At 50.1% G+C, this 25,596-nt stretch carries 21 protein-coding genes; 12 read left to right on the top strand and 9 right to left on the bottom strand.

Annotation, left to right across the window (positions count from 1 at the left end; genetic code table 11):
* Position 1 precedes the first annotated feature (1 nt).
* The 6 genes from HH215_RS24070 to HH215_RS24095 all read left to right on the top strand — a co-directional run bounded on the left by HH215_RS24070 (position 2) and on the right by HH215_RS24095 (position 8,181).
* A complete protein-coding gene (locus tag HH215_RS24070; protein WP_169282200.1) occupies positions 2-1,246 on the top strand; it encodes a DUF4173 domain-containing protein in 1,245 nt (414 codons plus the stop codon).
* Positions 1,247-1,421: 175 nt separating this feature from the next.
* On the top strand, positions 1,422-1,985 hold the full coding sequence (locus HH215_RS24075) for an RNA polymerase sigma factor (RefSeq protein WP_169282201.1): 564 nt from the start codon (positions 1,422-1,424) through the stop codon (positions 1,983-1,985).
* Complete coding sequence (locus HH215_RS24080) at positions 1,982-3,490, top strand: ABC transporter substrate-binding protein (RefSeq protein WP_169282202.1); 1,509 nt, start codon at positions 1,982-1,984, stop codon at positions 3,488-3,490. The genes HH215_RS24075 and HH215_RS24080 overlap by 4 nt, the downstream gene beginning before the upstream one ends.
* Positions 3,487-4,821 (top strand): ABC transporter substrate-binding protein, encoded by a 1,335-nt coding sequence (locus HH215_RS24085; protein WP_169282203.1) that lies wholly within the window; start codon positions 3,487-3,489, stop codon positions 4,819-4,821. The genes HH215_RS24080 and HH215_RS24085 overlap by 4 nt, the downstream gene beginning before the upstream one ends.
* 335 nt (positions 4,822-5,156) lie before the next feature.
* Entirely contained in the window at positions 5,157-7,265 is a 2,109-nt protein-coding gene (locus HH215_RS24090; protein ID WP_169282204.1) for an S-layer homology domain-containing protein, read from the top strand.
* Positions 7,266-7,524: 259 nt separating this feature from the next.
* Positions 7,525-8,181, top strand: a complete 657-nt coding sequence (locus tag HH215_RS24095) for a hypothetical protein (RefSeq protein ID WP_169282205.1) — start codon at positions 7,525-7,527, stop codon at positions 8,179-8,181.
* 221 nt (positions 8,182-8,402) lie between these two features.
* Here HH215_RS24095 and HH215_RS24100 read toward each other — a convergent pair whose 3' ends face one another.
* Both HH215_RS24100 and HH215_RS24105 read right to left on the bottom strand, forming a co-directional pair.
* Positions 8,403-9,488, bottom strand: coding sequence for an ABC transporter substrate-binding protein (locus HH215_RS24100; protein ID WP_254450201.1), 1,086 nt, complete (start codon positions 9,486-9,488; stop codon positions 8,403-8,405).
* Between the two features lie 99 nt (positions 9,489-9,587).
* Positions 9,588-11,198: an AraC family transcriptional regulator gene (locus HH215_RS24105; protein ID WP_169282206.1), complete on the bottom strand. Its 1,611-nt coding sequence runs from the start codon at positions 11,196-11,198 to the stop codon at positions 9,588-9,590.
* A gap of 194 nt (positions 11,199-11,392) precedes the next feature.
* Between HH215_RS24105 and HH215_RS36110 the strand changes: the two genes are divergently transcribed.
* A complete protein-coding gene (locus tag HH215_RS36110; protein ID WP_217362238.1) occupies positions 11,393-12,571 on the top strand; it encodes an S-layer homology domain-containing protein in 1,179 nt (392 codons plus the stop codon).
* 176 nt (positions 12,572-12,747) lie between these two features.
* Here HH215_RS36110 and HH215_RS24120 read toward each other — a convergent pair whose 3' ends face one another.
* Positions 12,748-14,082: a hypothetical protein gene (locus HH215_RS24120; protein ID WP_169282207.1), complete on the bottom strand. Its 1,335-nt coding sequence runs from the start codon at positions 14,080-14,082 to the stop codon at positions 12,748-12,750.
* A 305-nt stretch (positions 14,083-14,387) separates the two neighbouring features.
* Here HH215_RS24120 and HH215_RS24125 point away from each other — a divergent pair, with 305 nt between their 5' ends.
* Positions 14,388-15,173 carry a MerR family transcriptional regulator gene (locus tag HH215_RS24125; protein WP_169282208.1) on the top strand — a complete coding sequence of 262 codons (786 nt, stop codon included), beginning with the start codon at positions 14,388-14,390 and terminating at the stop codon, positions 15,171-15,173.
* Positions 15,174-15,210: 37 nt separating this feature from the next.
* Here HH215_RS24125 and HH215_RS24130 read toward each other — a convergent pair whose 3' ends face one another.
* Genes HH215_RS24130 through HH215_RS24140 form a run of 3 tightly spaced genes read right to left on the bottom strand, consistent with a single transcriptional unit; the run spans position 15,211 to position 16,196 of the window.
* Entirely contained in the window at positions 15,211-15,465 is a 255-nt protein-coding gene (locus HH215_RS24130; protein WP_169282209.1) for a hypothetical protein, read from the bottom strand.
* Between the two features lie 58 nt (positions 15,466-15,523).
* Positions 15,524-15,748, bottom strand: coding sequence for a helix-turn-helix transcriptional regulator (locus HH215_RS24135; protein WP_169282210.1), 225 nt, complete (start codon positions 15,746-15,748; stop codon positions 15,524-15,526).
* A 1-nt stretch (position 15,749) separates the two neighbouring features.
* Complete coding sequence (locus HH215_RS24140) at positions 15,750-16,196, bottom strand: hypothetical protein (protein WP_169282211.1); 447 nt, start codon at positions 16,194-16,196, stop codon at positions 15,750-15,752.
* 208 nt (positions 16,197-16,404) lie between these two features.
* Here HH215_RS24140 and HH215_RS24145 point away from each other — a divergent pair, with 208 nt between their 5' ends.
* Complete coding sequence (locus HH215_RS24145; protein ID WP_169282212.1) at positions 16,405-16,872, top strand: GNAT family N-acetyltransferase; 468 nt, start codon at positions 16,405-16,407, stop codon at positions 16,870-16,872.
* 145 nt (positions 16,873-17,017) lie between these two features.
* Here HH215_RS24145 and HH215_RS24150 read toward each other — a convergent pair whose 3' ends face one another.
* The gene (locus HH215_RS24150) at positions 17,018-18,385 is read right to left on the bottom strand and encodes an MFS transporter (protein ID WP_375140462.1); all 1,368 of its coding nucleotides are present in this window, start codon (positions 18,383-18,385) and stop codon (positions 17,018-17,020) included.
* Positions 18,386-18,559: 174 nt separating this feature from the next.
* The gene (locus HH215_RS36740) at positions 18,560-18,685 is read right to left on the bottom strand and encodes a hypothetical protein (protein WP_256376623.1); all 126 of its coding nucleotides are present in this window, start codon (positions 18,683-18,685) and stop codon (positions 18,560-18,562) included.
* Between the two features lie 217 nt (positions 18,686-18,902).
* Between HH215_RS36740 and HH215_RS24155 the strand changes: the two genes are divergently transcribed.
* On the top strand, positions 18,903-20,684 hold the full coding sequence (locus tag HH215_RS24155) for an RNA polymerase sigma factor (RefSeq protein WP_169282214.1): 1,782 nt from the start codon (positions 18,903-18,905) through the stop codon (positions 20,682-20,684).
* Between the two features lie 11 nt (positions 20,685-20,695).
* Complete coding sequence (locus HH215_RS24160; RefSeq protein ID WP_169282215.1) at positions 20,696-21,811, top strand: ABC transporter substrate-binding protein; 1,116 nt, start codon at positions 20,696-20,698, stop codon at positions 21,809-21,811.
* Positions 21,812-21,887: 76 nt separating this feature from the next.
* Here HH215_RS24160 and HH215_RS24165 read toward each other — a convergent pair whose 3' ends face one another.
* Positions 21,888-24,107: a carbohydrate-binding domain-containing protein gene (locus tag HH215_RS24165; protein ID WP_169282216.1), complete on the bottom strand. Its 2,220-nt coding sequence runs from the start codon at positions 24,105-24,107 to the stop codon at positions 21,888-21,890.
* A 187-nt stretch (positions 24,108-24,294) separates the two neighbouring features.
* On the opposite strand from HH215_RS24165, the gene HH215_RS24170 reads away from it, so the two are divergent.
* On the top strand, positions 24,295-25,125 hold the full coding sequence (locus HH215_RS24170; RefSeq protein WP_169282217.1) for a nucleotidyltransferase family protein: 831 nt from the start codon (positions 24,295-24,297) through the stop codon (positions 25,123-25,125).
* Positions 25,126-25,596: the final 471 nt, after the last annotated feature.

Genomic DNA, 25,596 nt, shown 5'->3' on the forward strand with positions numbered 1-25,596 from the left:
GATGAATAATAACAATCTCATTACCGAGAACATGGATAATCCCCGCGAGCTGGAGAGAATGTTTAGAACGCAACCCGAAGTCTTCAAGAAGTCATTCTCCTACGCTTGGGAACAAAACCCCGATTCGCAGGTTCTTGCCGTTTGGCAGGAAAGACTTCATTTCAAGGAGACGGAAAATACGGAAAAGAGTTCTTTGCTCTGGAAGAACTTCTTATTCATGGGGATTTTAGCGATCTTGGCCGGGATTAGCACGAGGCTCCTTTTTCATTTTACAGAACAGGAAGCGATAGCCCCCATTAACCTTGTCTTCGGCATACTTCCCTTTATGGCTATCTATTTTGTATACAATAACCCTTCCAATAGAAAAGTGATCTACACCCTTTCATCGTTATTCTTGATCTCCGGAATTTATCTGAATGTACTCCCGCTAGAGAATAAAGACAGCATTATCATGGCTTATCTTCACCTTCCCGTTTTCCTCTGGGTAGTCATGGGGCTAGCGTTTACTGGAAATCAACACGGCAAAGGCAGCGCAAGATTAGCCTATCTTAAATTTAACGGGGAATTTACCATCCTATACGCTTGTATGGCCATAAGCGGAATGGTGCTAACCGTAATTACCATGCAGTTATTTAGATTCATCGGTACGAACATATCGGAATTCTATTTTAGCAACGTCGTTTTATTCGGTGCTGCCGCCCTGTCGATCGTAGCTGCCTATTTGGTAACAAGGGACATTAAGCTTGCCAAGAATATAGCGCCATACATCGCGAAGATTTTCAGTCCGCTTGTACTGGCAACCCTATTGGTCTACTTTATAGCGGTGATTTGGATCGGAAAAAGTCCCTTCTTGGACCGCGATTTCCTACTCGTTTTCAACGGAGTGCTCCTTAGCGTACTGGCCGTCACCATCTTCTCCATTACCGAACGCGGCACGGGCGAGAAAAAGAACGTTTCCGATTATATCAATTTTGCCCTCATCGCCCTTGCTCTTATGATTGACGCCGTAGCTTTATCGGCCATCATGTTCAGGGTTTCTTCTTATGGGATTACGCCCAACAGACTTGCTGTCTTAGGCGTAAATCTGTTGATCTTTGCCAATCTCGTTTGGATTATATTTTCCTATGTGCGTTTTCTAGGAAACAAAACCGGACCGTTAGCCATTCAAGAGGCCGTTACGAAGTATTTGCCGGTCTACGGACTGTGGGCCGCTTTCGTTACCTTTATTTTCCCTTTGATTTTCTAATGTAAAGGTGTAGTTGACTATGTCAACACGGAGGAACAACGCGACAGCGCCTAGAATTCCATAAGTATAAAGATAAAGCCGAGGCTGTGAAAGCCAGGCTTTTTTTACGTACCGTTGAAAAAAAAGGGAACTTTGCGTCGTCGCGCTCGTTGTTTGGTCAGAGGAGGTTGCCGGAGTGGATTACGAGTATATCAAGCAAATGAACGAAGGGATCGACCGCAACGCCTTGCTCGACGAACTGATGATGACGTACGGCAAGGATGTGTGGAACTACGCGTTCTTCTTGACGCGTCGCCGGGAACTGGCCGAGGATATCGCCCAGGAAACGTTCATAAAAGCCTACCACGCGATTTATTCGTTCCGAAGCGGGACGACGATGAAGGCGTGGCTACTCACGATCGCTCGCAACACGGCGAGGGACTACTTCAAATCCGCGTGGTTTCGCCGCGTCCAACTGGTCTGGGAGGAGTACGAGACGAGCGTGTTCGAGCCTTCCGCGGAGACGCAATGGTTCGTGTCGCTCGAGCAACGCGAAGTGTGGAATGCCGTGCTGAGCTTGCCGCAGAAGCTGCGGGAGGCACTGCTGCTGTACGCGCATCACCATCTTACGCTGAAAGAGATCGCGGAATTGTTGCAGATTAGCGAAGGGACGGTTAAGTCGCGCATTTTCCGCGCGCGGGCCGCTATTAGCCGCAAGCTGGGCAAGCCTGCGGCTTTCGAAGGAGGAAAGCGTCCATGAATGATTCCGAATGGGAGAAGCACCTCGAAGAGCTTCCGCTCGGCAGCGGCGGTTTCTCCCCGAAGTCCATGAAGCAAATCAAGGAGAGGATACGATTGAACGGCAAACGCAGAAGCCCCATCCGAGGCATAACGATCGCGGCGGGTTGCACGCTGATGGCGGCCGTCGTCTGGGCGGTCGGGGATTACCGCCAGGCGCTCTTTCCGAGCTCGGGGGCGGCGGAAACTGACGAGCAAGAGTTTCGGCTGAGCGTGCAGTATGGGGACAAAACGAGCTTTATGGCGCGGTTTGGCGCGACGTATATGCTCGATCACCCGAAAGCGTCGTTCGAGGTCGCCGTACCGAGCGAGGAGTACGGAAAGAAGCAAGACTTGGCCTCCTACAAGAAATGGGTGAGCGAATCCAATGCGGACGTTCTCCGAGTTCCGCTCGCTTTCGTCGACGACCTCGCCGCGGACGGGGTGATCGTTCCGCTTGACGATCTGATTAAACAGGAAAAGCTGGATCTCAAAGTGCTCTATCCGTCCGCGGTCGATCTGGTCAAGGAAGCGGGCAACGGGCGGATGTACGGCATCATCGATGATCTCGATATGAATATGCTGATCTACAACCGGTCGCTGTTCCAGAGCAAAGGCGTACCGCTCCCGGAGAAAGGTGCGACGTGGGACGACATTGTCCGCTTAGCCGCGCGGTTCGAAGGCGCGCGCGACCAGGGCAAGCCGGCGTATGGCTTCTCGTATGGATCTGCTCCGGATCCGTTTCGAATGATCTTTGACATTGGGCAGTCGCAGGGATTGTCGATCGTGGATGCGAAGGGTCAACCGCAAGTAAACAGCGACTCCTGGAAGGTCATCTGGAGCCAAGTATCGGAAGGCATTCGCAAAGGTTGGATCAGTGATGAATCGCCGGATAATTCCGAAGAGTCCGACCCGTTAAAGGCGGCGATAGACGGCAATCCGTTCTATAACGGCCGCTCCGCGATGACGTTGCAGCCGTACCTTTCGTGGTACGTCATGAACGAAGCGATCCAGCAAGGCTTGTTACAGGACGAATGGGATGCGATTCCGTTGAGCGCGCCTACCACGCCGGGCAAGATTAGCTCGCTGACCGACTGCACGGTCTATGCCATTAACGCGAAGTCTGCCAACCAACCGCAGGCGATGAAATTCATCCATTATCTTGCAAGCCAGGATCGTTCGACTAAGGCTGTCGAGACGGGCGGGCCGCAAATGCTACTCGCGGCGGTGCCGGGCGTGAAGTTAGGGGAAAGTTCTCCAATCGGTCGCTATTACGAGTCCGAGCTGGACGTGTCCGCCGTGCTGCGGCAAGCAGAGCGTAGTCAACTGCCCGCGTATGGCCGCGTGATGAGCGTGCTGTCGGCGAAAGCGAACGCTGCGATTCGGGACATTGCGGGCGGACAGTCGACGGTCGACGAAGCGTTGGCGCGGCTGCAAGCGGATGCGGAACAGGCTGCGACCGTCGGGGTCTCGGAGGCGAGCCGATGAGGGCGGCTGTCTTACGAGCGCGAGGGCGCTTCCTTGCCATGGTGCTGGCGGTTTGCATGCTCGCGGCGTCTAGCGGTTGCACCGGAAAGTCTAAACCTCCGGTAGAGCCAACCGAGCTGACGATCGCGTGCATCAACCAGATGACCTTCGATGCATTCCACCGCAGCGCCTTACAGTCCGTTTATCCGAATACGACATTCAAGATCGTACCGATGGACGATCCGATTTATTACAACCCAAATCTCGATATCCGAATCGCACTCAATAAAATGTTCGAGACGAAGAAGCCGGACCTCGTCATCCTGTATGTCCCGCAATACAGATACGCCGCGGATGCGGGATTGCTACGCGACCTCGAGAGCATGGCGTCGATGAACAAGTTCGACCTTGGCACGCTGTACGAGGGGATGCTCGACAGGGTACGGAACAATGAGGAAGGCAAGCTGTATGGGCTTTCGCCTACCTTTTACTCCTCTGCGGTCTATTACAATAAAACGCTGTTCCAAAGCTATGGCGTGCCGCTGCCGGATCAGGATATGACTTGGGACGAGATCCTGCGGCTTGCAGGGTTGTTCGTAAATCAGCCAGGGGGCGAGGACGGCGTCAGAGGCCTCAGCATGACCTCGTTGACCAAACCGTTCGATCTCATGACCCGAATCGCCCGGACCGAAGGGATTGAGATGTACGACAAAGCCGCCAACCGCCTCACATTCGACAGCGAAGCGTGGCATGCCCTTATCTCTAAGGTCATAGCCGCCTATGAGCACGGTACATTCAATGCCGAACCCTACAAGGCAAAGGGCAACATTGTAAGTCAGGACGAGATGCGTCAGCGCGACCTGTTCGCTCAAGGCAAGGCGGCGCTTACGATCGAAAGCGAGTTTTATGTGACGCAGCTGAAGCGGCAGTACGTAAAGTTCGATTGGGGCCTGCTGCCTGGACCGGTCCAATCGCGGGACCGGAGCCGGGGCGGGGATATTTCGACGGACTCCATCTATGCGATTCCGGCAAAGTCGGGTCATCCCAAGGAAGCTTGGAAGCTCATCGAGGCAGTCATGTCGGAGAAAATGAGCAGCATCTATGCAGAAAGGGAATTCGGCCTGCCCGTTCAGGTAAACGGTAGAATGGCGAAAGATCCGATGTACGAGGTATTCTACCGGCTGCGGCCGGTACCGCAGCAGGCGGAGTACTCGCTTGGCGTCAACGAGAAAAACGAACTGTTGCAGATCATCGACGACGAGACCGACGCGGCGATCGCGGGCCGCAGATCGGTCGACGACGCCGTCGCGGCAATTCAGGAAGCAGGCTCGCGGCTGCTGCCGGATCGCTAAAGACAGAAATAGAGAGGAACAGGTTTGAGGACTGCAACAGGCTGTCGTTGAGCGGAAAAGCGCGCCATCCCCCGTCGGATGAGCGCGCTTTTTGTTTGTATTTTCAGGATTGCTCCGCTTGATGTTAGATGCCGATAAGTCCATAGGACGCCAAAGGCGTTTTTGCTTGGTTAATCGCGTTATTGCGTCATCTTTTTTGATCTTCGCCCGATCGTTGGCATTCTTTGTGACATAATTCGACAATTTTTTCAATATTTTTTTGCTATAGTAGTTCTATCGTACATAAATCTATTTGCCTATGTATGAATTCATCGGACCGGGGAGCGTCGTGGAATATGAGAAAAGGGGCAAGGATATTTTCGGCTGTACTATTAATGGTTACATTAGCTTTCCCTTATCTAGCCTATGCGGAAGAAAATATCGGGTTTAAAGACGTCGGTGGTACTTATTGGGCGCAGGATGAAATTAATAGCATGGCTAAGCTGGGGCTGGTGAAAGGCTACTCCGACAATACGTTTAAACCGAACAAGCCGGTTACGCGAGAAGAATTTGCCGCGCTTATCGCGCGCGCGTTTTATTTGGACTTGCTGGAGGACGACAAGTCGCCTACGTTCATGGATGTCACGAACACAAGATGGTCGTTCTCGGCTGTAGAAGCTTCTAAAGAATTCCTAACGGGTTATTACCCTCCGTCAGGCAAAGCATTCTTCGATCCGACCGGCAAAGCGACGAGGGAGGATGTTGCGGTTGCGCTCGTCAAGACGCTCAACTATCAACCGGACGATTTGAAGGATGAACGGGTGCTTGACCGCTTTTACGACGAGAATGAGATCTCTCCAAACATGAGTTCGTATGTGGCGTTGGCGGTAGAGAATAAGCTGATCAACGGCTATTCCGACTGGACGTTCAGGCCGGACCAGGCGGTTACGCGGGCGGAGGCTGCCGCTCTTCTTTACCGCGCCATTAAAGGCGCCGCAGGCGATAGTCAGCAGGCCCTCACTTTAAACGTTGAAGTACCGGACACGACGCCGACGCCGACGTTCTACATTACCGGCGATGTAACGAAGGGCGCAACGGTGTTTATTAATAATGAGGAAGCGGAAGTCGTACAAGGACAGTTCCGCGTCGGTTTTCGGTTGAAAGAAGAAGGAACTTACACATATACCGTAACTGCGCGACTTGCCGGCGGCAAGACTCAGTCCGTAACGAAGACGGTTAAGTACGAGAAGGGAGCGCCTACTCTTGAGGTAAAGGGCGTGCCCGAGACAACGGACAAACAAATGATCACTGTCACTTGGACGGTCAAAGACGGCAACGATCCGTCTCCGGTCGTCTACGTAAATGGCGAGAAGCAGTACTCCAGCTCCGCAAAAGCTATTATTTATCTAGAAGAAGGTAATAACGATATTACCGTCGTTGCCGAGAACAGTTCCGGGAAATCGACCAAAGTGGTAAAGCGTGTTGTTTTTCAGAGCGGCGGCCCTGTGCTGAACGTACTTAACGTTCCGGAGACAACGGATAAGGAGCTATTGAAAGTAAGCTGGACAGTACAAGACAAGAATGACAACGCTCCGAAAGTGTATTTGAACGGAGAACAGCAATATGGAACGACAACGCATGTAAATCTGAAGGAAGGCACGAATACGTTAACTTTTAAAGCCGTGAATAGCATAGGCAAAACAACGGAAGTGACGAAGACGGTCGTTTTGAACGGAGGAGCGCCGGTCCTGACGGTAGACCCGGTTGCGGAATCGACGAATAAAAATACCATTAAAATAAGTTGGAACGTCCAGGATAAGAACGACAATAGCCCGAAAGTATACATCAACGGTGAGCAGGCTTACAACAGCGGTACAACCGTGTCTTTGAAGCCGGGACCGAACGCAATCACTGTCAAAGTGGTAAACAAATTGGGGAAATCAACGGAAAAGTCGTTTAACGTTACGTTCTCGAGCGACGGGCCGACATTGGTGGTAAATCCGATTCCGCAGACGACGGACAAGAAAACGGTACAAGTAAGCTGGAGCGTGTCCGACAACAACGACAATTACCCGAAAGTATACTTGAACGACGAACAAGCGTATGGCAGCAGCATGAGTGTTTCTCTAGTTGCGGGAGCCAACACGATTAAAATCAAAGCCGTTAACAGTTTCGGAGCGACTAAGGAAGAAACGCATACGATCGTGTTCGAGCCGCCGGGGCCTAGATTAGTGCTAGGATACGCTCCGGAGACGACATCATCGGAGACGATCACACTTACTTGGACGGTCAGCGACGAGAATGACAGCTATCCCAAAGTGTTTGTAAACGACAAGCAGGTCAATTACAACAGCATGAACGTGATTCTAAGCCCTGGTCCCAACACATTCCGAATCGTTGCGAGCAATAGCCTAGGCAAAACGACGGAAGTCGTTTACACGGTCACATATTCTCCGACCCCGTAAGTTTAATAAAAGTAAAAGTCCCTCATGGAAATGGGGGACTTTTACTTTTGGGGCGCAACGTAGACGGTCGTCTGGTGATAAGAATTTCGTGGCAGTTGTTGAATGTTATGGACCCGGGCCCTTGTGCAAGGCGGCTTCTAAGAACTACCGGTAAAAAATAATAAATTTCCAAATAGAGGTAATTCAAATGGTTCCGTCGTATACTTCGTATGATTGGGAAAATGAAGCTAAATGCGGAAGTTTAGAGGAGGAATAAATCATGTCTTCTGCTAGTCTGTATCGCTGCTGTGGCATTATACTGATTCTGGGCGTCGTGATTAAACTAGTATCCACCATCTTCCCCTTTCTTGTTAGCGTCAACATCAAGACATCGTCGACAGACCTGCAGGACCCGCTTGTTGCAACTTACTACAGCCTGACTTTTATCGCGTTTTCGCTCACCATTATCGGTCTTCCTGCAATGTACTTACGCCAATCTGCAAAATGGGGAAAATTGGGCTTAACAGGCTTATTATTCTACATTTTTGGAAACTTGCTGGATATTGCGATTATCGCGACCTTTACTACGGTCATGCCGTTGCTTTCCAAGGAAGCGCCTGCCCTTATTGACGAAATATTAAATTCGGAATTTGCTATTTTCCCGCTCGGCAGTTTTCTTCTTTGTTTAATCGGCGCGATCTTATTTGGAATCGCCATCCTTAGAGCCAAAGTCTTCCCGGTCTATATCGCAGCACTGTTCATGGCTTCGCCGATTCTATATTTGATGAGTTCTTTTGTCGGCAATGATACAGCGGGTGCGATATTCAACCTGTTAACCGCTGTTTCACTCGGAATCGCGCTCGGCAAAGTCGGTGTAAGTCTAGCGACAGGGCGTCATGAGGTAGCCTCGGGGAATTCTGTATCCAGTGCTGGCTGAGATAAAGACTGTAACCGCAGCGATTGGATTAGCTATGGGGAGTCTCCACACAACCTCCACTTTTCAACGTTGGATCATTCCAAGCATTGGGGTTCGTCTCGAATAACCCTACTAAGCTACAGGAACGCAAAAACCCACCTTGACCAAAGAACCTTGGGGTGGGTTTCTGCTTTCCTAATGTAATTATTTGCAATGTAGGTTATATGAGCAGTGAGACGATATTACTTCGTTCCGGTGACAGCGGCTTTCACGTCGTCAATGACGTAGCCCTCGGCGATAGGACCGGAAGACATCCAAGTTCTTGCCGACACTTTGAACACGCGGTTGTTCTTGACGGCGGGTAGCGACTTCCAGATTTTCAGCTTTTCGACCTCGTCCGAAGCTGCTGTTTCCTTCGCGAAATCCTCGGCCGAGCTGATCGATCCGCCATAGATGGCAAACACGTAATCCGCGTTAATCGACGGGAGCTTTTCCAACGATGTATTGATCCCCCAGTCTTCCTTCGATGCTTTCTGGAGCTCGGCGATGCTCGCATCCGGACGAAGTCCAAGTTCGTCGTAGATCAGCGGCGCGAAGCTCGGGAAGAACACCTGCAGCTCCTTATCCGATGGGCGAAGGAAAACGGCGGAATTGGACGAACCGGCTGCCGCCACGATTGCATCTTTGGCTTGCGTCAGCTTGTCGTTATAGGTCGCGATAACTTCCTGCGCCTTGTCTTGCAGTCCTAGCGCTTGTCCGAGCAGGACTATGTTGCTTTTCCAATCGTCCGGCGTGAAAGCGATCGTCGGCGCGATTTTGCTCAGTTCGTCGTAACCTTGCTGGTCCGAGAAATACCCTTGCAGAACGATCAAATCCGGCTTCGATGCCAATATGGCTTCGAGGTTCGGCTTCAGATTCGGGCTGTCGGACAGCTGAATGTTTAGTGCCTCCAACCGGTCGTACAAGTAATAGCCTTCGAATCCGTAGGCATACACTAGCGGAGCGCCTAGCGACAGCGCGATATCCTCGAGTCCGACGACGGCGACGCGTTGCGGATGCAGAGGCACTTCCGTTTCTCCGAAGTGATGCTTGATCGTCAGTGCCTGCGGTTCTTCGCTTGATGCGGGAGCACTAGGACTTGAACTCGGGCTAGGACTCGGACTTTGACTTGCTCCCACGCTCGACGTATTTGTATTCTCGTTATTGCCGCAGGCGCTTACCATTAGTGCCACCAGCAAGACGACGATCAGTCCCGCGATCCCCCGGAACTTCTTTCGAACGTTAACGCCGCGATGACCTGCATGAGCGTCTCTCTCTGTTTGAAACACGGTTATCCCTCCGGATTGATACTGATAATCATTATCACTATAACATTATAAAAAGAATTTCCTTCTGAGGGAATACGATATGATGCCGATTTTACCGTCCTAGGGAGCACGAAATGACATAATCAGGTCTTGCAGCAATTGCTCCTGTCGATTCGCCGTATACTCCAATATCGGCTCTTGCAGCCAGTTGCGATCGAAACCAAGGCAAACATTGCGATTGCGCACCGCCCTCAGTCGTCCCCATTCTTCAGTGTGCTGCAGCCGTTCCCATTCCGTCTGCGACTGACGATCCTTCATGACCGTGACCAGCAGCGCATCCGCATCGAACGCCTTTAACCCGCTCGCCGTCACGAATTCAGTGAACGGAATATGTTCGACCCCCGCAGCGTAATGAATCTGCAGATCGTCGTACAGCACCGTTCCAGCTCGTTTGCCCCATACCTGCATCCCTCGGGCAGAGATATTCAGAATCAGCAGTCGACCCTGTCGAAGCGAGGGGGGAACGATCCTTCGCGCCTCGGCGGCCTGCTCCTCGTACCGGATAAGCCATCTTTCCCCTTCCTTCTCTCTCTCCATGAAACGGGCCGTCTGGATCAAGTGCGCCTTCCAACTTTCTTCATGCCATTTCAGGAATAAAGTCGGCGCGATCGTCTTCAGCTTCTCCTTTTCTTCTTCGACGATCATCTCGTCGAGAGCGACGATGCGATCCGGTCGCGCGCGTAGCAGCGCCTTTCGATTGAAATCGTAGTCGTGGCTGAGCGGTACTTTGACGTCGAAGCGATATTTGCGCCGGTAATCGTCCGACCAGCTCTGATCGATCGGCGCCGCGTATGGAATGATCCCGAGCGTCAGCAGTTGGCCGATGTTGGGCCAGCTGTATGCGGCCGTCCTGCACTTCCGGCTGGCGATGTAGCTTCGCGGCGATATGCCGACCTGCTTCTTGAATTGGCTACTGAAGTATAATGGGTCCTTGTAGCCGACCGCTTCCGCCACTCCCCGAAGCGACGTCCCCGCTTCCATGAGCTGCTTGGCCTCGTTCGTTCGCAATTCGGTCAAGTATTCTATAGCGCTCTGACCGAATCGTTCCTTGAACGATCTCATGAAATAATAACGGCTCATACCGACCTTTCCGGCCAAATCGTCCACGGTGATCGTTTCCCGGTAATGATGTTTGAGATAGGCATACGCTCGTTCCAACGCTTCCCCATGATCCCCCTGCTTCTTGAACAGCAAATGCAACAACTCCAAGAACCCGGCTTGTCCGGCTAGGCGTTCGACCGGGGCGGCGATACGCCATCCCTCGACCGTCTTCTCGCATAGCGTCAACAGTCGCGAGTCGGCCGGTGCGCTGCTCTTCCTGCGTTCGACGAGCCATGCCGCCGATCGCCGGACGTCTTCCTCGGAGCCGAGCACATCGAATAGAAAGCGATACTGGAGATATTGGCCGTCGAACTCGTACTGTGTCTCCACCCTCTGTCCTGGCGTAATGAAATAGGCCGCGTTCGCATGCAAGGGATAGAGCATCCCGTCAATTACGATCTGGCCGCAGGATTGGCCCGGTACGATGAGCATATAGGCCGGGGCCGATGGGTAGACGATCCGGAACGCCTTGTTCTCCCGTAGACGGATGCTTTCCTTAAGCTGAAACCAGACGTTCCCGAGCGTATCTCCGTCCGACATCTCGGCTACTTGCTCGCAATCGTGCGCCATGGGGGTGCCCCTCTCGTTATCTTCTGCCTAGATCGTAATTGATAATTATTCTCATTGTCAATCGGGAGTGGCTGAAGATTGCGGATATTCATTAATACTTCATTAATAATTGGCAATGTGAACGATGATAGGATGATAAAAGACATGCGGTAAGTAATTGATCATAAAACTAGAAGGTAGGTTGAGTAACGTTCATGAACAACAAATCGCTTTACAAGTCTATTTTATTGGCTCTTAGTTTAACTTTAGCCGTGCCATATGGCGGCAACATAATTTCAGCGAAGACGGCAGCCGACTTCACCGACCTAAAGGATTTGGACGCAGCGACGAAGGCCAAGTTCGATGCGTTGATGTCAGCAGGTATCTTTGACGGTGTATCCGATAGTATTTTCGGATTGAAAGAAGAGATGAATCGCGCCCAATTCGCGAAGGTGGCAGCGTTGATTTTTGGATTGAAAGTCGACACGAATCTCAAGGAATCATCCTTTCAAGACGTAAAGTCCGACACTCCCGGGCTCGGCGATGCGTTACCCTATATCGAAGCGATGAAGGCTGCAGGAATAACCGATGGCTATGGTGAAGGTACATTCAACCCTGCGGGCAAGGTGACCAAGGAGCAATTAGCCACGTTTTTAGTTCGAGGATTTGGCTTGAATAAGGGAGCGGCGACCCCAGGCTCAAGTTCTGCCCCAGTTGTTGTCGATCCGACTGTTTCCAATTGGGCTAAAGATTACGTCGCAATGGCTCTCGAGCTTAATTTACTAAATAACGCTCCGGGTGGTACTTTCGGCGGGAATACGCCAGCAGATCGAGAAGAGCTCGCTGTTGGATCCTACGCATCCGCCAAAAAGTTCGAAGAGTCCCAACCTCTGCATGTGTCAGGAGCGCTCTTCGAGGCGGGCGACAAGTTGAATCTAAAGTTGACTGTACGGATCGACCCAAAGTCCTTCGACCTGTCGCAGATAAAAATCGGCGGCGTGCCGCTAGATCCGAAGCTAGACAGCTTCGAGCTGTCCGAGGACGGGAAGACGATCATTATCAAGTTGCATAAGGCTATACAATTCGATGATCCGTCCAAAATGCCATTAATTGATATCGGCAACGTGTTGACGCTATTTGGAAACCCTGTGAAAAACGATGAGAGTAACCCGATTCCGGTTACGGCAACCGAATCGCTAGTTACCAAACCTGACCCGAGCCCAACTCCGAGCCCAACTCCGAGCCCAACTCCGAGCCCAACTCCGAGCCCAACTCCGAGCCCAACTCCGAGCCCAACTCCGAGTCCAACGCCGAGCCCAACGCCGAGCCCAAGCCCGGAACCAAGCCCGAATCCGAACAACCCGAACCCGAACAACCCGAACGCTGGCATCTAATCCGGCAATTGATGTCGTGAAGGTGGGTAAACGGTAGCTGGAGCGATTGGATTAGCTTTGAGGGGATTCCTGTTGCGGTGGGGAAGAGGAAGAACGGAAAGACATTTTATAGTTTGGAGATTCTAAATGCAGAGCAAGGCGAATACAACGCCATTGCTCTGTATTTTGCATTTGAGTCAAGTAGACTCGACTCCCGTCTCTATCAGAAAGTCATCTAAATTATCATAATACGTGTATAGCTCTATCATTAGTTTCATATTTGATTTTTCAGATTCCGTTACGACATGGTCTCGATGCCCTTGGCTTCCGTCAAACCTCATTTTAACTGATTTCCCATTTGCTACTTTCTGCATTTGATCTATCAATTCATTTTTATCAAAGCTGTGGCGAGTCACCCATTCCGCAATATTGCCGTAGTTAACCTGAGACTGTCTATCTCCGAAAGCTACCTCCCAATCAAAGAGCTCTCCATCAATATTAAAAATGATTTTATCGGTGAACACCCAATCATCTTGCTGGAATCCCGCTATTACAGTGAAGGCGGCAGAACCATCTTTCACAATCCTAATTCGAGATTCGAGATTAATTCGACCGCTAATATTTACATAAGTTGCGCTATAGCCCTTTGGAACGATAGTTGTAAGCCTGGTCATATCGTCATACTTAGAGGTTGCTTGCGCCAAAAGCTCCTTCTTTCTTTTCTCCTTGCGTATTTTCTCCTCTTCAATTGCTTTTTGTTTTAACGCCTCAACTTCAGTAATTTTTTTGATCAATTCCAGATCATCTTTAAAGTACTCCTTAGTACGCTTTAAAATTGTAATAGCATCATCGTATTGTTTACTGCTAATGTTGCGGTCAACTTGAATGCTATTTTCTTTGTATAAAGCTTGCAGGTAAGCGTCCTGTTTAGTTTTAATGGTAGCATTGTTCGGGTAGAATTCATCAAGCCTCTTGGTTTCCTTGTATGCTTCCTCGTATTTCTTTTCAACAAAAAGACGCTCCGAATTGTTTAGAACGTAATCAAGCATTTCTTTAATGCTTAATTGGATTTTATCTGCCGAAGAAGCGTAATTTTCGGTATCTTCGACGATAACTTCTTTATATTTAATAATTGCGTTTTCATATTCCTTGTTGTCTCTGAGTTTATTCGCATTCTCATAGGCATCCTTTGACTTCTTGAATTTATCCAGACGTTGTTGATTACTCTTTAAATCGTTCTTTAACGACTCGAAGGACTTTAAATCTTGAATGCGATTATTGGCCGTATTATAGTCAATTGCATTCTCGATATATTTATCGACTCGTATTTCGACCTCGGAAATCAATTTTCCGTTGATTTTTTTAATCGCTTTAACGCTACTCTTATCCGTTCCTTTAAGCAGGATGTCTTCATACACTTGATAAGCTTCATCAATTTCATCGGCGTTAACCAGATTGATAACGGATTTCACTTTGTAGTTTACAAGGTACACGTTCTGATAATAAAAGTAGCCTCCTGCACCTAATAACAAAAGGATTGCTGCGCACAATGAAAGCAACGATTTCTTGTAAATGGGAGATCCCACTCCTTCTAATAACTTTCATCCACTAAGTCTTTAAGACTATTCAGTTTACATTATTCGCCATTTTTTTCTATTTTCCTCTTTGTATGTAATAAGTCTTCAAATTTATAAGTTGTGATGAAACCACATCGGATGCGAGTTTGGGGGCTGTGACAGGTTGCCGCAAGGCGGGCTGTTGAACCTCTTAAAAATTTTCGTCTTGACTCTCCTCTTAGGGAAGGCTTTAAGCTACGAATGGAAGGGAGGAATGAGCAATGCTGTACACGGTAAAAGAAGTATCGGAACTATCCAATGTCACGATCAAAACGCTTCATTATTATCACAAGATTGGCCTCCTCATACCGAGTACGGTGAGCGATGCTGGATACCGGTTGTATGGATCGAAAGAGTTGGAACGGTTGCAAGAGATTCTTTTTTACAAAGAGTTGGAGTTTCCCTTGGATCAAATCAAGGAAATGATGGAGCATCTTTCGGATCGGCTATCCATTCTTTCGGAACAGGAGGAGCTGCTTCTTAGACGCAAACAGAGGCTGGATATCATCGTTCAAACCTTGCGTAAGTCCATTGCGCATATAAAGGGAGGGGAAACCATGGATAATCAGGAAATGTTCAAAGGCTTTGAAAACGAGGAAGATTGGAAACGTGCGCTGACCGATCAAAATCAATATTTGCAGGAAACGTATGGGATGGAGGCTCTAGAGGTTGCTCCAACAGATGTTCTGGAATTAAATGAACAAGCGGTTGAGGCCATGACGTTCATGAATAATATGGCAAGTTCATTAAGAGAAGGCATAAAGCACAACGATGAGAAAATAGGAAATTGGATTGGAAACCATCTCGAGTTTATGAATGGGCATGGGAATCCGATTTCGGCTAATGATTTTGCGGCACAGACTCGATTTTTCCTAAGTGACGACTTTCATCTTAAAATGCTCGAAGGCCAGCAAACCGGGTTGGCTTATTATCTATCGGCAGCAGCCGAGTCTTTCGCGGCAAAGAATCTAGAAGTTAACAACATAGCAACGGATGAGTATCTTTAAGCAATTGTTTTATCCGCAGTGCATAAAAAATATATAACTATACATTATCGTGTTGATACCCAGCATAAGGGCAGGGCCTAGCAAAAAGGTCCAGTCGTGTATTGCCTTTAATAAAGCGCCTGAAGCTTGAAAATAGGCGGCGTCCGAGCTGGTTGGCGTGTTCGGAACCTTTAATTAGATAATCGGGACCTTTAAGGATAGGATCATATAAACTAAGGCCAATTATCGAAGAAACGGCTGCAAGAATAAACAGTACCCCCACGATTTTTGCGGCTACTTTGTTTGAATTCATTGTTTATCTCCTCTTTTAATAAATTCAAAGTCAGTAAACGTAATGATAATCTGAGTTCTTATTCCTCCGTGTTATCCCCGTAAAAGAATACCTCTTCCAAAGGCATGCTGAAGGCATGAGCGATGCGAAAAGCCAGCTCCAACGAGGGGGAGTAGTTGCCCTTTTCCAGCGCAACTATGGTTTGTCTGGTTACGCCTACCTTGTCAGCCAATTGCTGCTGCGTCATTTCGTCATGGTTGAACCGTAATTTGCGGATGTGATTGCCGACAAGATTTTTGCCCATCTTAGACTCCTCTCCGATAGTGATAAAGTTTCGTAACGGAACCGGTAATATCGGAAATGAATCCCGAGACAATCAAGGTGACGAACATTACCTGTACCGGCTGTTCGATGGCCAACGCTCCCATCGCAAGAAGAAAGCCGAGGATAAATACGAAGAAACCGTTTCGGTTCGCCTTTAATTCGATGTGTTTATCCAGTTCGTCGGCGAATGTCGGCTCCTTCTCCCCGGTCGTGATCCGAAAAACGATGTTGAAAACGATGCTGATCACGATATGCGCGAGTATGGAAACCAAAGTCAGAACGAGGACGAAGGAGCCCCAATAGCGTAAAGCTTCCGTAGGCTCCAGTCCTTCCTCCGGATACCGCACGTACTTATACGCGCTAAAGGAAACGAAAATGAGGATGGCGCTGATGATCGATACGATGCTCTTCTTTTCTTGATAAGTCATGCCACACACCTCCAGGGTGAACTTTTAAGGTTAAGTTTGATATACATAATGTATATAAAATCATTCATAATGTCAAGTTTGCTTTACATTAACGGGTGAAATAACCTCGACATAGGCGTTGTGGTGGTGTTTCGGCCGCTCAGAGATCGTTATTAACTATTTTATGGTAATATGTTAAAAAGCATAGGTGGAGAGGAGATCAAACTACTTGAGTCTATATTCATTTATAAAAGTGGAAAAAGAGGACTTAAACTTAATAAAAACGATTGCAAAATGGTATTCAAGCGAATGGAATATCGCCGAAGAAACAACAGTTCAGCAAATCACGAATTTCCCCGCAGCAGGATTACCCTTTCAAGTCATCATGAAGGCCGACAATATTCCGGTTGCAACAGCTGGTTTATATAACCACGTGAAATTAGTAGATTTTGACTCCAGATTTTCAAAGTATGGACCCTGGTTAGCTTTAGTTTACACGACAACAGAGAATAGAAATAAAGGCTACGGCACCCTCCTTTGCAAACATATCGAAGAGATTTCATGTCATTCGGGTTTGAAAAAAATCTACTTATATACGAGTACGGCTGAAAAATTATATAGACACTTGGGTTGGGAGGAAGTGGAACGGTTAGCCATTCAAGGCAGGGAAATTGTTGTTATGAAAAAAGAATTATAAGTTTGACTCCAAGGAGCATCTATACGAGGAACTAATTGCGATCGGCGCGGAATTCTTCATTATGAAATAAAAACAGCGGCGGACTAGGACTTGAAAATAAAGTCGTAGTCCGCCGCTGTTTTTTCGTCAAACAGACGGTTTATTGCTAACTGTCGTTCCGCAACCCGAATGCCGATGCTAAGGCAATCATCACAGCGGCGGTCGCTGCCAGAAATGCATCCGAATAAGATATCGCATCCAACATGTATAGGGGATTCAAGGAATTCTCGGCATCTCGGCGAGCGGATAATAATGCGCCGATCATTCCGGCACCCGCACCTGCTCCAAGATATAATGAACCCTGGAAGATTCCCATTCCCACGCCGACTTGATCTTTCTTGAGCGAGCTTATGGCAGCATTATTAGCAAGGGAATTCGTAAGCGCGAAAGCGATCCCCACGCCCAATACGCCCACGGAAACCAAAAAGGGAGAAGCCCCGGAGGCAAAGGTCGACAAGAATAAAGTTGAAATCCCCATCACGGTCACCCCTGCAATAATCAGACGTTTCGTCCCCAATCGGTCTGAAATCCGGCCTACGAATGGCGATAGAATCGCCACGGCCGTACCTCCTGGTAATAGGATCATTCCCGCTTGTCCGGGGGACAGCCCGTTCACTTCCACGACCAGCAACGGAACGAAAACAAGCACTGAAAAGTAAGCGAACATCGAAAAAACGGCAACGATAACCGAACTTACGTAAAACCTGTTTTTAAACAAGACTGGCGGCACGAATGGATTATCAACGGTGACGATGCGCCGGATAAAACCTATCAAAGCCAATAGAGAGCCCAATAGGCTGCCTAATGAAGAGAAAGAAGCAAAACCGACAGTCTCTCCTTGCGTTACGCCAAAAAGAAGCAACCCTACCGTAAGCCCAAGCAACGTTCCTCCGGTTAGATCTATTTTGCGATGCCTTCCGGCCGCCTCAACCGCCGGTTTGATCGTCGGCAGCGCGTAGCGTGCACCGATAACGATTACGATGGACATCAAAAACGTAAACCAGAACAGAGATTGCCAGCCTAGTAATTGTCCGATCGCTCCTCCCAGAATCGGGCCTCCGGCTGTTCCGACGCCAATGCAGCCTGCTATGATGCCTAGAGCGCCTCCTCGTTTTCCAGGTGGTAAAACCTTAGAAATAGCGACGATCGAAAGGACGGGAATGGCCGACATTCCTGCGCCTTGAACCATTCGTCCCAAAACCAAAACGGGAAGGCTCGGCGCGAGGGCGCAAATCAGACTTCCTAACGACAGGATCAATACGGCGAAAGAAAACAGCTTCTTTAACTCGAAGAAATCGGACAAACGCCCATAAACGGGAACTCCGATCGCCAATAGCAGCGCTACGCCGCTCACTACCCAACTGACTTGGGCTTTCGAAGCTACGAAATGTCCGCTTATAAGCGGAAGAACGGGATTGACCATATCCACCGTTATGGCAGCCATAAGGACAGATAGAGCGAATATCATGATCATATATTTTAGCCTCCTAAAAATGGTGTGTATATTTTTAGGAGGCGAAGTCATCCGCTTTTTTCACCAGTTTTTCACCTCGTTTGTTTTTCGGTACACAAAAAGGCGCCGCAGTTGAACCGGCGCCTGTTCCCGCTTTAAATTAAAATTCGCAGAGGATTAGTTACCCTCGTTATCTCAAATTTTAATAGAAGGAGGCAAAAAGCTTCCGGTCATTTTTTCAATAAGAGTCGGTGTGGTTGAATCTTGGATTGAAAATGGGCAGACGGATCCCGTTGCAGTCGAATGTCCGGATTTTTTCATCGCTTTTTGCCTCCTATCCGCATGATTATTGTACAAATAATAATCCATGGTTTATAAGAAAGCAACCTACGACATGCCGGCTTTGTCAGTTCTTTAAAGGATTATAGAAGGGATATGCAAAAAAATAGGGAAATCAGTTAGAACGTTGTTCAAATCGGAGCGGTTATTGGCATCTAGCATAGTGAGGCGGAAGAGAGACTCGGGAGGCGAAGACGGGATGGAGTCGGGGAACACGGTCGGGTTGGACGGGATCAAGGAAGCGGCAGGTCCCGAAACCGAATCCGAACAAGCGCTGGTGATGCGGGCGCAGCTTGGCGATACGGAGGCGTTCGGCGAGTTATTCGAGCAGCATCGGGACCGCCTCCACGGCTGGGCCGAACGGATGACCGGAGATGCGTACCTGGCGGATGACATCGTGCAGGACGCATTCGTGAAGGCGTTTCTTCATCTGGGCACCTTGTCCGATACGAGCCGATTTCTCCCGTGGTTGTATCGAATCACGAGAAACCAAGCGAACATGCGCTTGCGGCGCGGGGGGCCCCATCGGAAGGAAAGTCCTTTTTCGGCTATGCATTCCGGCATGAAAGGCGGTGCCTCGGTAGATTGGGAGGATCTGGACAGCATGCTCTACCACCTTGCGCGCAAAGCGTCCGATGCCGCGATGCAGGAGCAGGATCCGGCCGAAAGCTTGCTTCGCAAAGATCTGTACGAAACGATTCATGCCTTACTTCATTGCTTGAGCGCGAAGGAGAGAGGAATATTCAAAGCCTACTTCTATCGCCAGCTCAGCCCGGAAGCCATCGCCGACATGTACGAAATGTCTATCGGCTCGGTATACACGTACATTTACCGCTCCCGTAAGAAGCTCGGCAAGGAACACGCCCGCGTCTCCTTCAGCCTGATGTCGGAGCAGAAAGGAGGTGGAGGCATGCGAACAAGCAAAGTGTTGCAGTTGCCGGATTGGACGACGCAGTCGCCCTTAAAGGCTTCTTCATTAGTCAACGCTATCGGCCGGATGTTGGCTTTACGGGAGGATAGTCGTGATCCTGCGAAACTTATGGGGATATCGACGGTTGCTTTTCGCATGAAGATTTCCAATAGAACGACCTTCGCGGACGGCGTTTACGTCTTCGATTGGAAACAAACGGTGCACGATTTTTTCGCGAAACTCGGCTACCGGATTACCGTGCTCTGCGGTCAACTATCGAATTCGCCGGTTCCCGTGCTGGGGGCGGTAGAGCGGTTCCCGGTCGTGCTTCCCATCGAAGAAGCGGTCATTCCTTTTGTCCGCAAGCATATCAACCAAGGGCAGCCGGTGCTCTACTTTGATACGAGAGTATCCAAGCCGTATGTCCACGAGTGGTCGATGATTTACGGATATGACGACGAACTTCGAACGGTTTACTTAACGGACCCAATGATTCCCGAGGGAAAGAAACTGTCTTATGACGACGTCATCCATAATCCGGTGCGCTTCTTAGCGGGTATCGAAGGGGAGAAGGAGCCCGAGAAAGCGGTCCGGCGGACGGAGGAAGCCGAGAACCGGGAACTCGCGGAGCAGACGATCCGGTTCGCGATCGAATACGCAAGGAACGGCTGCGTATATTCGCCTTCGACCAGCTACTTGCAATATACTTCCGGACTGGATGCCTACGACCGTTGGATCTGGTTTCTGCGAGACCCTTGTCACCTTCCGAATCGATACGGAATGGGTCATTTGTTCGCTTATTATGCCGAGACCAAGCGCTATGCATCGCAATATTTGCGCACCGTTCCGTTCAGAACCGAAGCGATGAGGTTAACGCTTTTGGCAGCGGAAGCTTACGAGCAAGCCGCCGAGGAGTTCGACGGACTGAGCGAAGCCGTCCCTTTTATCCGAACGTCCGAGATGCTCTCAACCGAACTGCGTGCCCAATGCGCGGAATCTCTAAGCAGAGCGAAGGAATTCGAGCATGCCGCGATCGGTTATTTGGAGAAAGTATTAAACCATTCGAGATGAGGGAGAATTCCATGATCATTCGTTTTATGACGGAAATCGCGTATAACATGCACCAAGTAATGGCGGCCAAAGAGTCCTTCGAGCAGGCTAACCCCGGCGTTCAAATCGAGATCGAGCAGGCGAACGATTATTTCGAGATGATGCAGTCCGCTCATTCCGATGATGCGCCGGATATTGTCGAGACGGGAGGTTATCCGGTCGGTAACTTGGACGGCCTGTTCGTCGATTTGACCCCCTACGTAGCGGAAACGAACGGCTTGGAGGAGGACTTGTATCCGGGGCTCATGCGGGTGGCCAAGTTCGGCGGGACGCTGCCCGGCTTGCCTATCGAGATCAGTCCGCCGTTGATCCTGTACGACAAAGAGAAGTTCGACCGGGCCGGACTGGCTTATCCGGACGAAGCGTGGACGTGGGAGGACATGGTCGAGCTGGCGAAAAGGCTAACGATCCGCGATGAACAAGGAGTCGCTGCGCAGTTCGGATTCGGACTCGGCGTGGACATCGAGTGGTTCGAGCCTTTCGTTATGCGAAACGGGGGAAGTTACCTATCCCCGGACGGTTCGACGTCTAGAGGATTCGTTGACGGAGCGGCTACGATCGAAGCGTTTCGGATGGTCGTCGATGCGTTTCGCGAGCACCGGATCGTTCGGAAACCGGATGAACCTTGTTTGGCGAATTCCTGGCATGAAGAAAGCGCGATGCGATTCTCCTTCAACTGGGATGCGCATCATTGGCTTCGGGAGCGGCCGGAGGCTCGAATCGGCGTCGTCGGATTGCCGAATATGCCCGGACGCAGGAACGCCAACATGATATACATGGGAGGAGCGGGCGTTACCGCGAAGTCGCGTAGCCCGCATATGGCATGGGCGTTTCTGCGACATTATCTGCTAGAATGCCATTCCTGGATGCCTCCGGCTATCCGATCGCAGTCGGAGCAACGCGGATTGAACCAACATCCCCTTTGGTCCCGTTACTTAGAGGAAATCGACCATGTGCAGGTTAGCGGCTTCTTCAAGAACAGGAAGTGGAACTCCTCCCGCCAGTTGATCAACGAGGATATTCGGAAAATGATCGTGGAAGGCGCGGACGTTGCTCAAACCTTAAGATCCTGGACTAGATATACGTAGGCCATATATCATAAAGCGACCGCCATTTCCACAATCGGAAATAGCGGTCGCTGATCTTTATGCAAGCTTGCAGGCCTTACAGAAGGGATGCCAGCACGATGGCCAGTTCTCCGCGGGTCAACAGGCTGCCCGCGCTGTTCAGGGTAATGGATTCCTTCCCGATCAAATTCGCGTAGCGATCTAAGATCAGTTGCATATGGGCGGCGGCGAGGTTGTCATTCGGTCGGAACTGCCCGTTATTGTCGCCTTGCACGATCCCGTTGGCGACCGCCCAGCCGACATATCCGCCGTACCACGAGCCTTGCTTCACGTCCGGGAAGCGGTCGGTATCGGCCGTCTCCACGCCAAGCAGTCGTCCCAACGCCGTGATGGCCGTCGCCCGATTCACTGTTGCGTTCGGGGAGAAACTGGTTGTGCCGGTACCGTTCATGATGCCTTTGTCATACAACGCCTTAATGGCATCGTAGGCTCCGTCCGTCGGACTAACGTCCGTAAACGGCAGTCCGCCGATCGTAAATTGCCATTGCGAAACGCCGGCGTACTCCGTATTGGTAGACACGACGGCAGCAGTGAGACGGTAGGTGCCGTCCGAATCGGGCATGAGATCCGACAGCGAGTCCTTGACTTCCGAGAGCAACCGGGTTTCGGAATAACTTTCCGAAGGGATGTCCGTAACGGTGATCTGAATATCCTGTTCGGGTACTTTCGCGTTCGCGGTAATGGACGTAAGCAGAGGCTTATTACCTGATGTCGCGTTGGCGATGCCTTTCCCGTTATTCACCGTGAAGGATACGCGCGTCTTGCCTGTGGCATCGGCGGAATCGGATACCCCGGAGAAGCTGTGAATCTTATCCGTGATGACGAACGCGATGGAGCCGACGGTATTGACGTCATTCTCTTGCTGATTCAGCGGATTGAAGCCGTCCGGGAAAGCGGGCATTCCTTCCGGTCTGTCTGTCGGCCTTTCGTTGCCGGCAGGAGGAGCTTGTCCCGGAGCCGGACCGCCTGCGGGAGGAGCTTCACCCGGCGCTTGGCCGTTATTGGGACGACCGCCGGGACCGCCCATCATGCCGAAGGAATTGCCAGTATACTGCTGCTGACCGTCGTTAATATAAACATGGTATTCGGTATTCAAGGCCAAATCCGCCGACGTGAAGGTCAGACTCTGGAAAGCCTTCTCCGCCGTATGCGTCAACAGGGCTTTGCCGCTCGCGTCCGTAAGCTTAATCACGCTTCCAGCAGGTTGCGTCGAAGCGAAAGCCAGTTCGATAAAGGTTTGCTTAGAGTTGGAACCCGTCGCATCGTTGCGAGTGCCAAGGGCAACGACGGTCCCTCCGTTAAGGGCAATATCTTTGTCGGCGTCTATGCCTCCGTCGGGGCTTCTTTCGTTGGCCATGGTTACGACCGTTCCGCCATTGATCGTAAGATAGCCGTTAGAATCGATGCCGTCCCCTTCCGAGCCGAGCCCGGCATTCACCTTGAGATAGCCGCCGTTAATCGTGGTGACGGAAATTCCGTCTTCATTCGTATTTATCCCGTCATCCTGAGATTGGATTTCGATTTTCCCGCCGTTAATCGTCAGGTGAAGCTCCGAATCAAGCCCTTCGTTGGCGGCCTGGATGCGTAACTCGCCGGTGCCGGAAGATTCGCCGGAGATGTTCAACGACATTTTGGAATAGAAAGCTCCGTCGTATTTGTGCAACTTCTTGGTCGTGCCTTCCTTGTAAATTCGGGCGACGTAAGAGCCGGTTACTTTGTTCGCCGATCCGTCGGCAAGGACGACCTGAGCGCCGGCCGAAGAGAGATCGGTGACGCCCTTCGTATCCTCGGATGCGCTGTACGGTTCGTACACATTGTAAAAGATGACGGCGGGAGCGACCGTACAGGTGATGTCCGCTCCGTCCAGAATGAGGACGACGACCGCTTTCGGATCCTTGGCGGCACCGTCGCCCAAGTCGATGGCAAGCTGGCCGACCGACAGCTTACCGGAGACGCGATACGTTCCGGGTTGGGTAATAGTCACTACCGTATGCGCGGCCGCCTCCTTGGCGGTATGCTCGTCCGAGGCTTTTCCCTCTCCGTAGGTACTGTCATGTCCGGCTTCGTAATAGACAATGTCCGCGCCGGTGTACACGGCGGAAGCCGGGTCGGTCGAAGCCGATTTGCCGTTAACCGATACTCCGTTGTCGGATAGTTGGATAGCGGTTTCGTTGACCGTGGTTGCGGCCGACACGGAAACCGCGCACGTTAGCGTAATCAGCAGGGCAATCAGTAAAGCGGATGTTCTTTTCAACATTTATTGGGCACTCCTTTTCGGTTGGTATGCCCCTAACTTAACGGACGAGCCTTAAATGAAACTTAAATGATTTAGCGAACTATCGAAGTTGCCCTAACGGACAGAACCGTTAAAGAATACTAATCCTTTGTTTGTTTAGAGGCTTCAGTTAAGATGGAAAATATAAATAGTCGAGCACGGAGGGTTTATGGGACCTGACAATACGATTTCCAAGCTGGTTAACAGTCTAAAGCAAATAAACGGCGTGAGAGCTATCGTTCTCGGCGGTTCAAGAGCCAGGGGGAGTCATACTGACAATTCGGATATCGATATTGGCATCTATTACGATTCCGTTAATGGATTAGATATTCCCGGGCTTCAAAAGGTCGCTGCCGATATGGATGATGCGGGTAGACCTGACTTAGTTACGGAAATCGGTGGCTGGGGGCCATGGATTAACGGTGGCGGCTGGCTGGATGTTAATCATTATCCCGTCGATTTTCTATATCGTGATCTAAATAAAGTATCTACCGTGATGCGGCAATGTCTCTCGGGTGAAATTACCGTCGACTACCAGCCCGGGCATCCGCACGGATTTATCAACTCCATTTATTTTTCGGAGATCGCCTTATGCCAAGCGTTATGGGATCCTTCCGGTATTATTGGAGAAATGAAGACAAGAACGATTCCGTATCCGGCCGAATTGAAAAAGGCAATGATTCAGAAGTTCCTTTGGGAAGCGACTTTTGCGCTGGATACAGGGAGAAAGGGCATGCATAAAACGGATTTAGCGTACATCGCCGGATGTTGTTTTCGGTCGATATCCTGTTTGAATCAGGTTTTGTTCGCCGTTAACGAATGCTACTGGATGAACGAAAAAGGGGCTGTTGCAATTGCGGATTCATTTCGATTGGTTCCAAGCCTGTACTCCAAGAGAGTTAATAATATAATCAGTTTAGTCGCAGACAATCGGGAGCATTTGGAAAAGTCTTTCACCGAACTGAGTGACCTGATTGAAGAAACCAAAACCTTTGTGTAGTTCAACTAAATTAGAAGGGGTGGGAATGTTCTTAGAGGAGAGACCCTGACCAGAAGCATTGTTACTCCGGCGGCTATGCTTGTCATTGCCGCGGTCGACATTCTTTGGGTCGTCGGTAGCGGCAGTCGGCGTGTTCGCGATCTTCGAGGCGTTGTATTGGTGGCGCAACCGATTGTAAATTTAAGATGGATTGTGCTAAAATAGCATCAATTCAAGGAACGGAGGGTTGTCCTAACAATGGGTGTTATTTATTTCGGTAGATTGCGTTTTGTCACTTTGTCGCACTAATTAAATAGTGAGCAAAGGCTCTGCCTGCGTGCGGAGCAAAACGGAATCGGTCTGCCCATTTTAGGATATCCCTGTGCAAGGATGGATAGGGAGGGACAGCGCGTCTGTCTCTTTTTTGCGTTCTCAAAAAAGCCCGTGATCTATCCCTGCTTCAGAAAATCCGGAAACTCCTTGTCGTCTTCT

The organism is Cohnella herbarum, assembly GCF_012849095.1.
GTDB classification, from domain to species: Bacteria; Bacillota; Bacilli; order Paenibacillales; family Paenibacillaceae; genus Cohnella; species Cohnella herbarum.

Excerpts from the sequence above, each read along its gene's own strand:
- HH215_RS24070 (WP_169282200.1), top strand. The coding sequence starts at position 2 with ATGAATAATAACAATCTCATTACCGAGAACATGGATAATCCCCGCGAG.
- HH215_RS24080 (WP_169282202.1), top strand. The coding sequence starts at position 1,982 with ATGAATGATTCCGAATGGGAGAAGCACCTCGAAGAGCTTCCGCTCGGC.
- HH215_RS24085 (WP_169282203.1), top strand. The coding sequence starts at position 3,487 with ATGAGGGCGGCTGTCTTACGAGCGCGAGGGCGCTTCCTTGCCATGGTG.
- HH215_RS24090 (WP_169282204.1), top strand. The coding sequence starts at position 5,157 with ATGAGAAAAGGGGCAAGGATATTTTCGGCTGTACTATTAATGGTTACA.
- HH215_RS24095 (WP_169282205.1), top strand. The coding sequence starts at position 7,525 with ATGTCTTCTGCTAGTCTGTATCGCTGCTGTGGCATTATACTGATTCTG.
- HH215_RS24105 (WP_169282206.1), bottom strand. The coding sequence starts at position 11,198 with ATGGCGCACGATTGCGAGCAAGTAGCCGAGATGTCGGACGGAGATACG.
- HH215_RS36110 (WP_217362238.1), top strand. The coding sequence starts at position 11,393 with ATGAACAACAAATCGCTTTACAAGTCTATTTTATTGGCTCTTAGTTTA.
- HH215_RS24125 (WP_169282208.1), top strand. The coding sequence starts at position 14,388 with ATGCTGTACACGGTAAAAGAAGTATCGGAACTATCCAATGTCACGATC.
- HH215_RS24130 (WP_169282209.1), bottom strand. The coding sequence starts at position 15,465 with ATGAATTCAAACAAAGTAGCCGCAAAAATCGTGGGGGTACTGTTTATT.
- HH215_RS24135 (WP_169282210.1), bottom strand. The coding sequence starts at position 15,748 with ATGGGCAAAAATCTTGTCGGCAATCACATCCGCAAATTACGGTTCAAC.
- HH215_RS24140 (WP_169282211.1), bottom strand. The coding sequence starts at position 16,196 with ATGACTTATCAAGAAAAGAAGAGCATCGTATCGATCATCAGCGCCATC.
- HH215_RS24150 (WP_375140462.1), bottom strand. The coding sequence starts at position 18,385 with ATGATCATGATATTCGCTCTATCTGTCCTTATGGCTGCCATAACGGTG.
- HH215_RS36740 (WP_256376623.1), bottom strand. The coding sequence starts at position 18,685 with ATGAAAAAATCCGGACATTCGACTGCAACGGGATCCGTCTGCCCATTT.
- HH215_RS24155 (WP_169282214.1), top strand. The coding sequence starts at position 18,903 with ATGGAGTCGGGGAACACGGTCGGGTTGGACGGGATCAAGGAAGCGGCA.
- HH215_RS24160 (WP_169282215.1), top strand. The coding sequence starts at position 20,696 with ATGATCATTCGTTTTATGACGGAAATCGCGTATAACATGCACCAAGTA.
- HH215_RS24165 (WP_169282216.1), bottom strand. The coding sequence starts at position 24,107 with ATGTTGAAAAGAACATCCGCTTTACTGATTGCCCTGCTGATTACGCTA.
- HH215_RS24170 (WP_169282217.1), top strand. The coding sequence starts at position 24,295 with ATGGGACCTGACAATACGATTTCCAAGCTGGTTAACAGTCTAAAGCAA.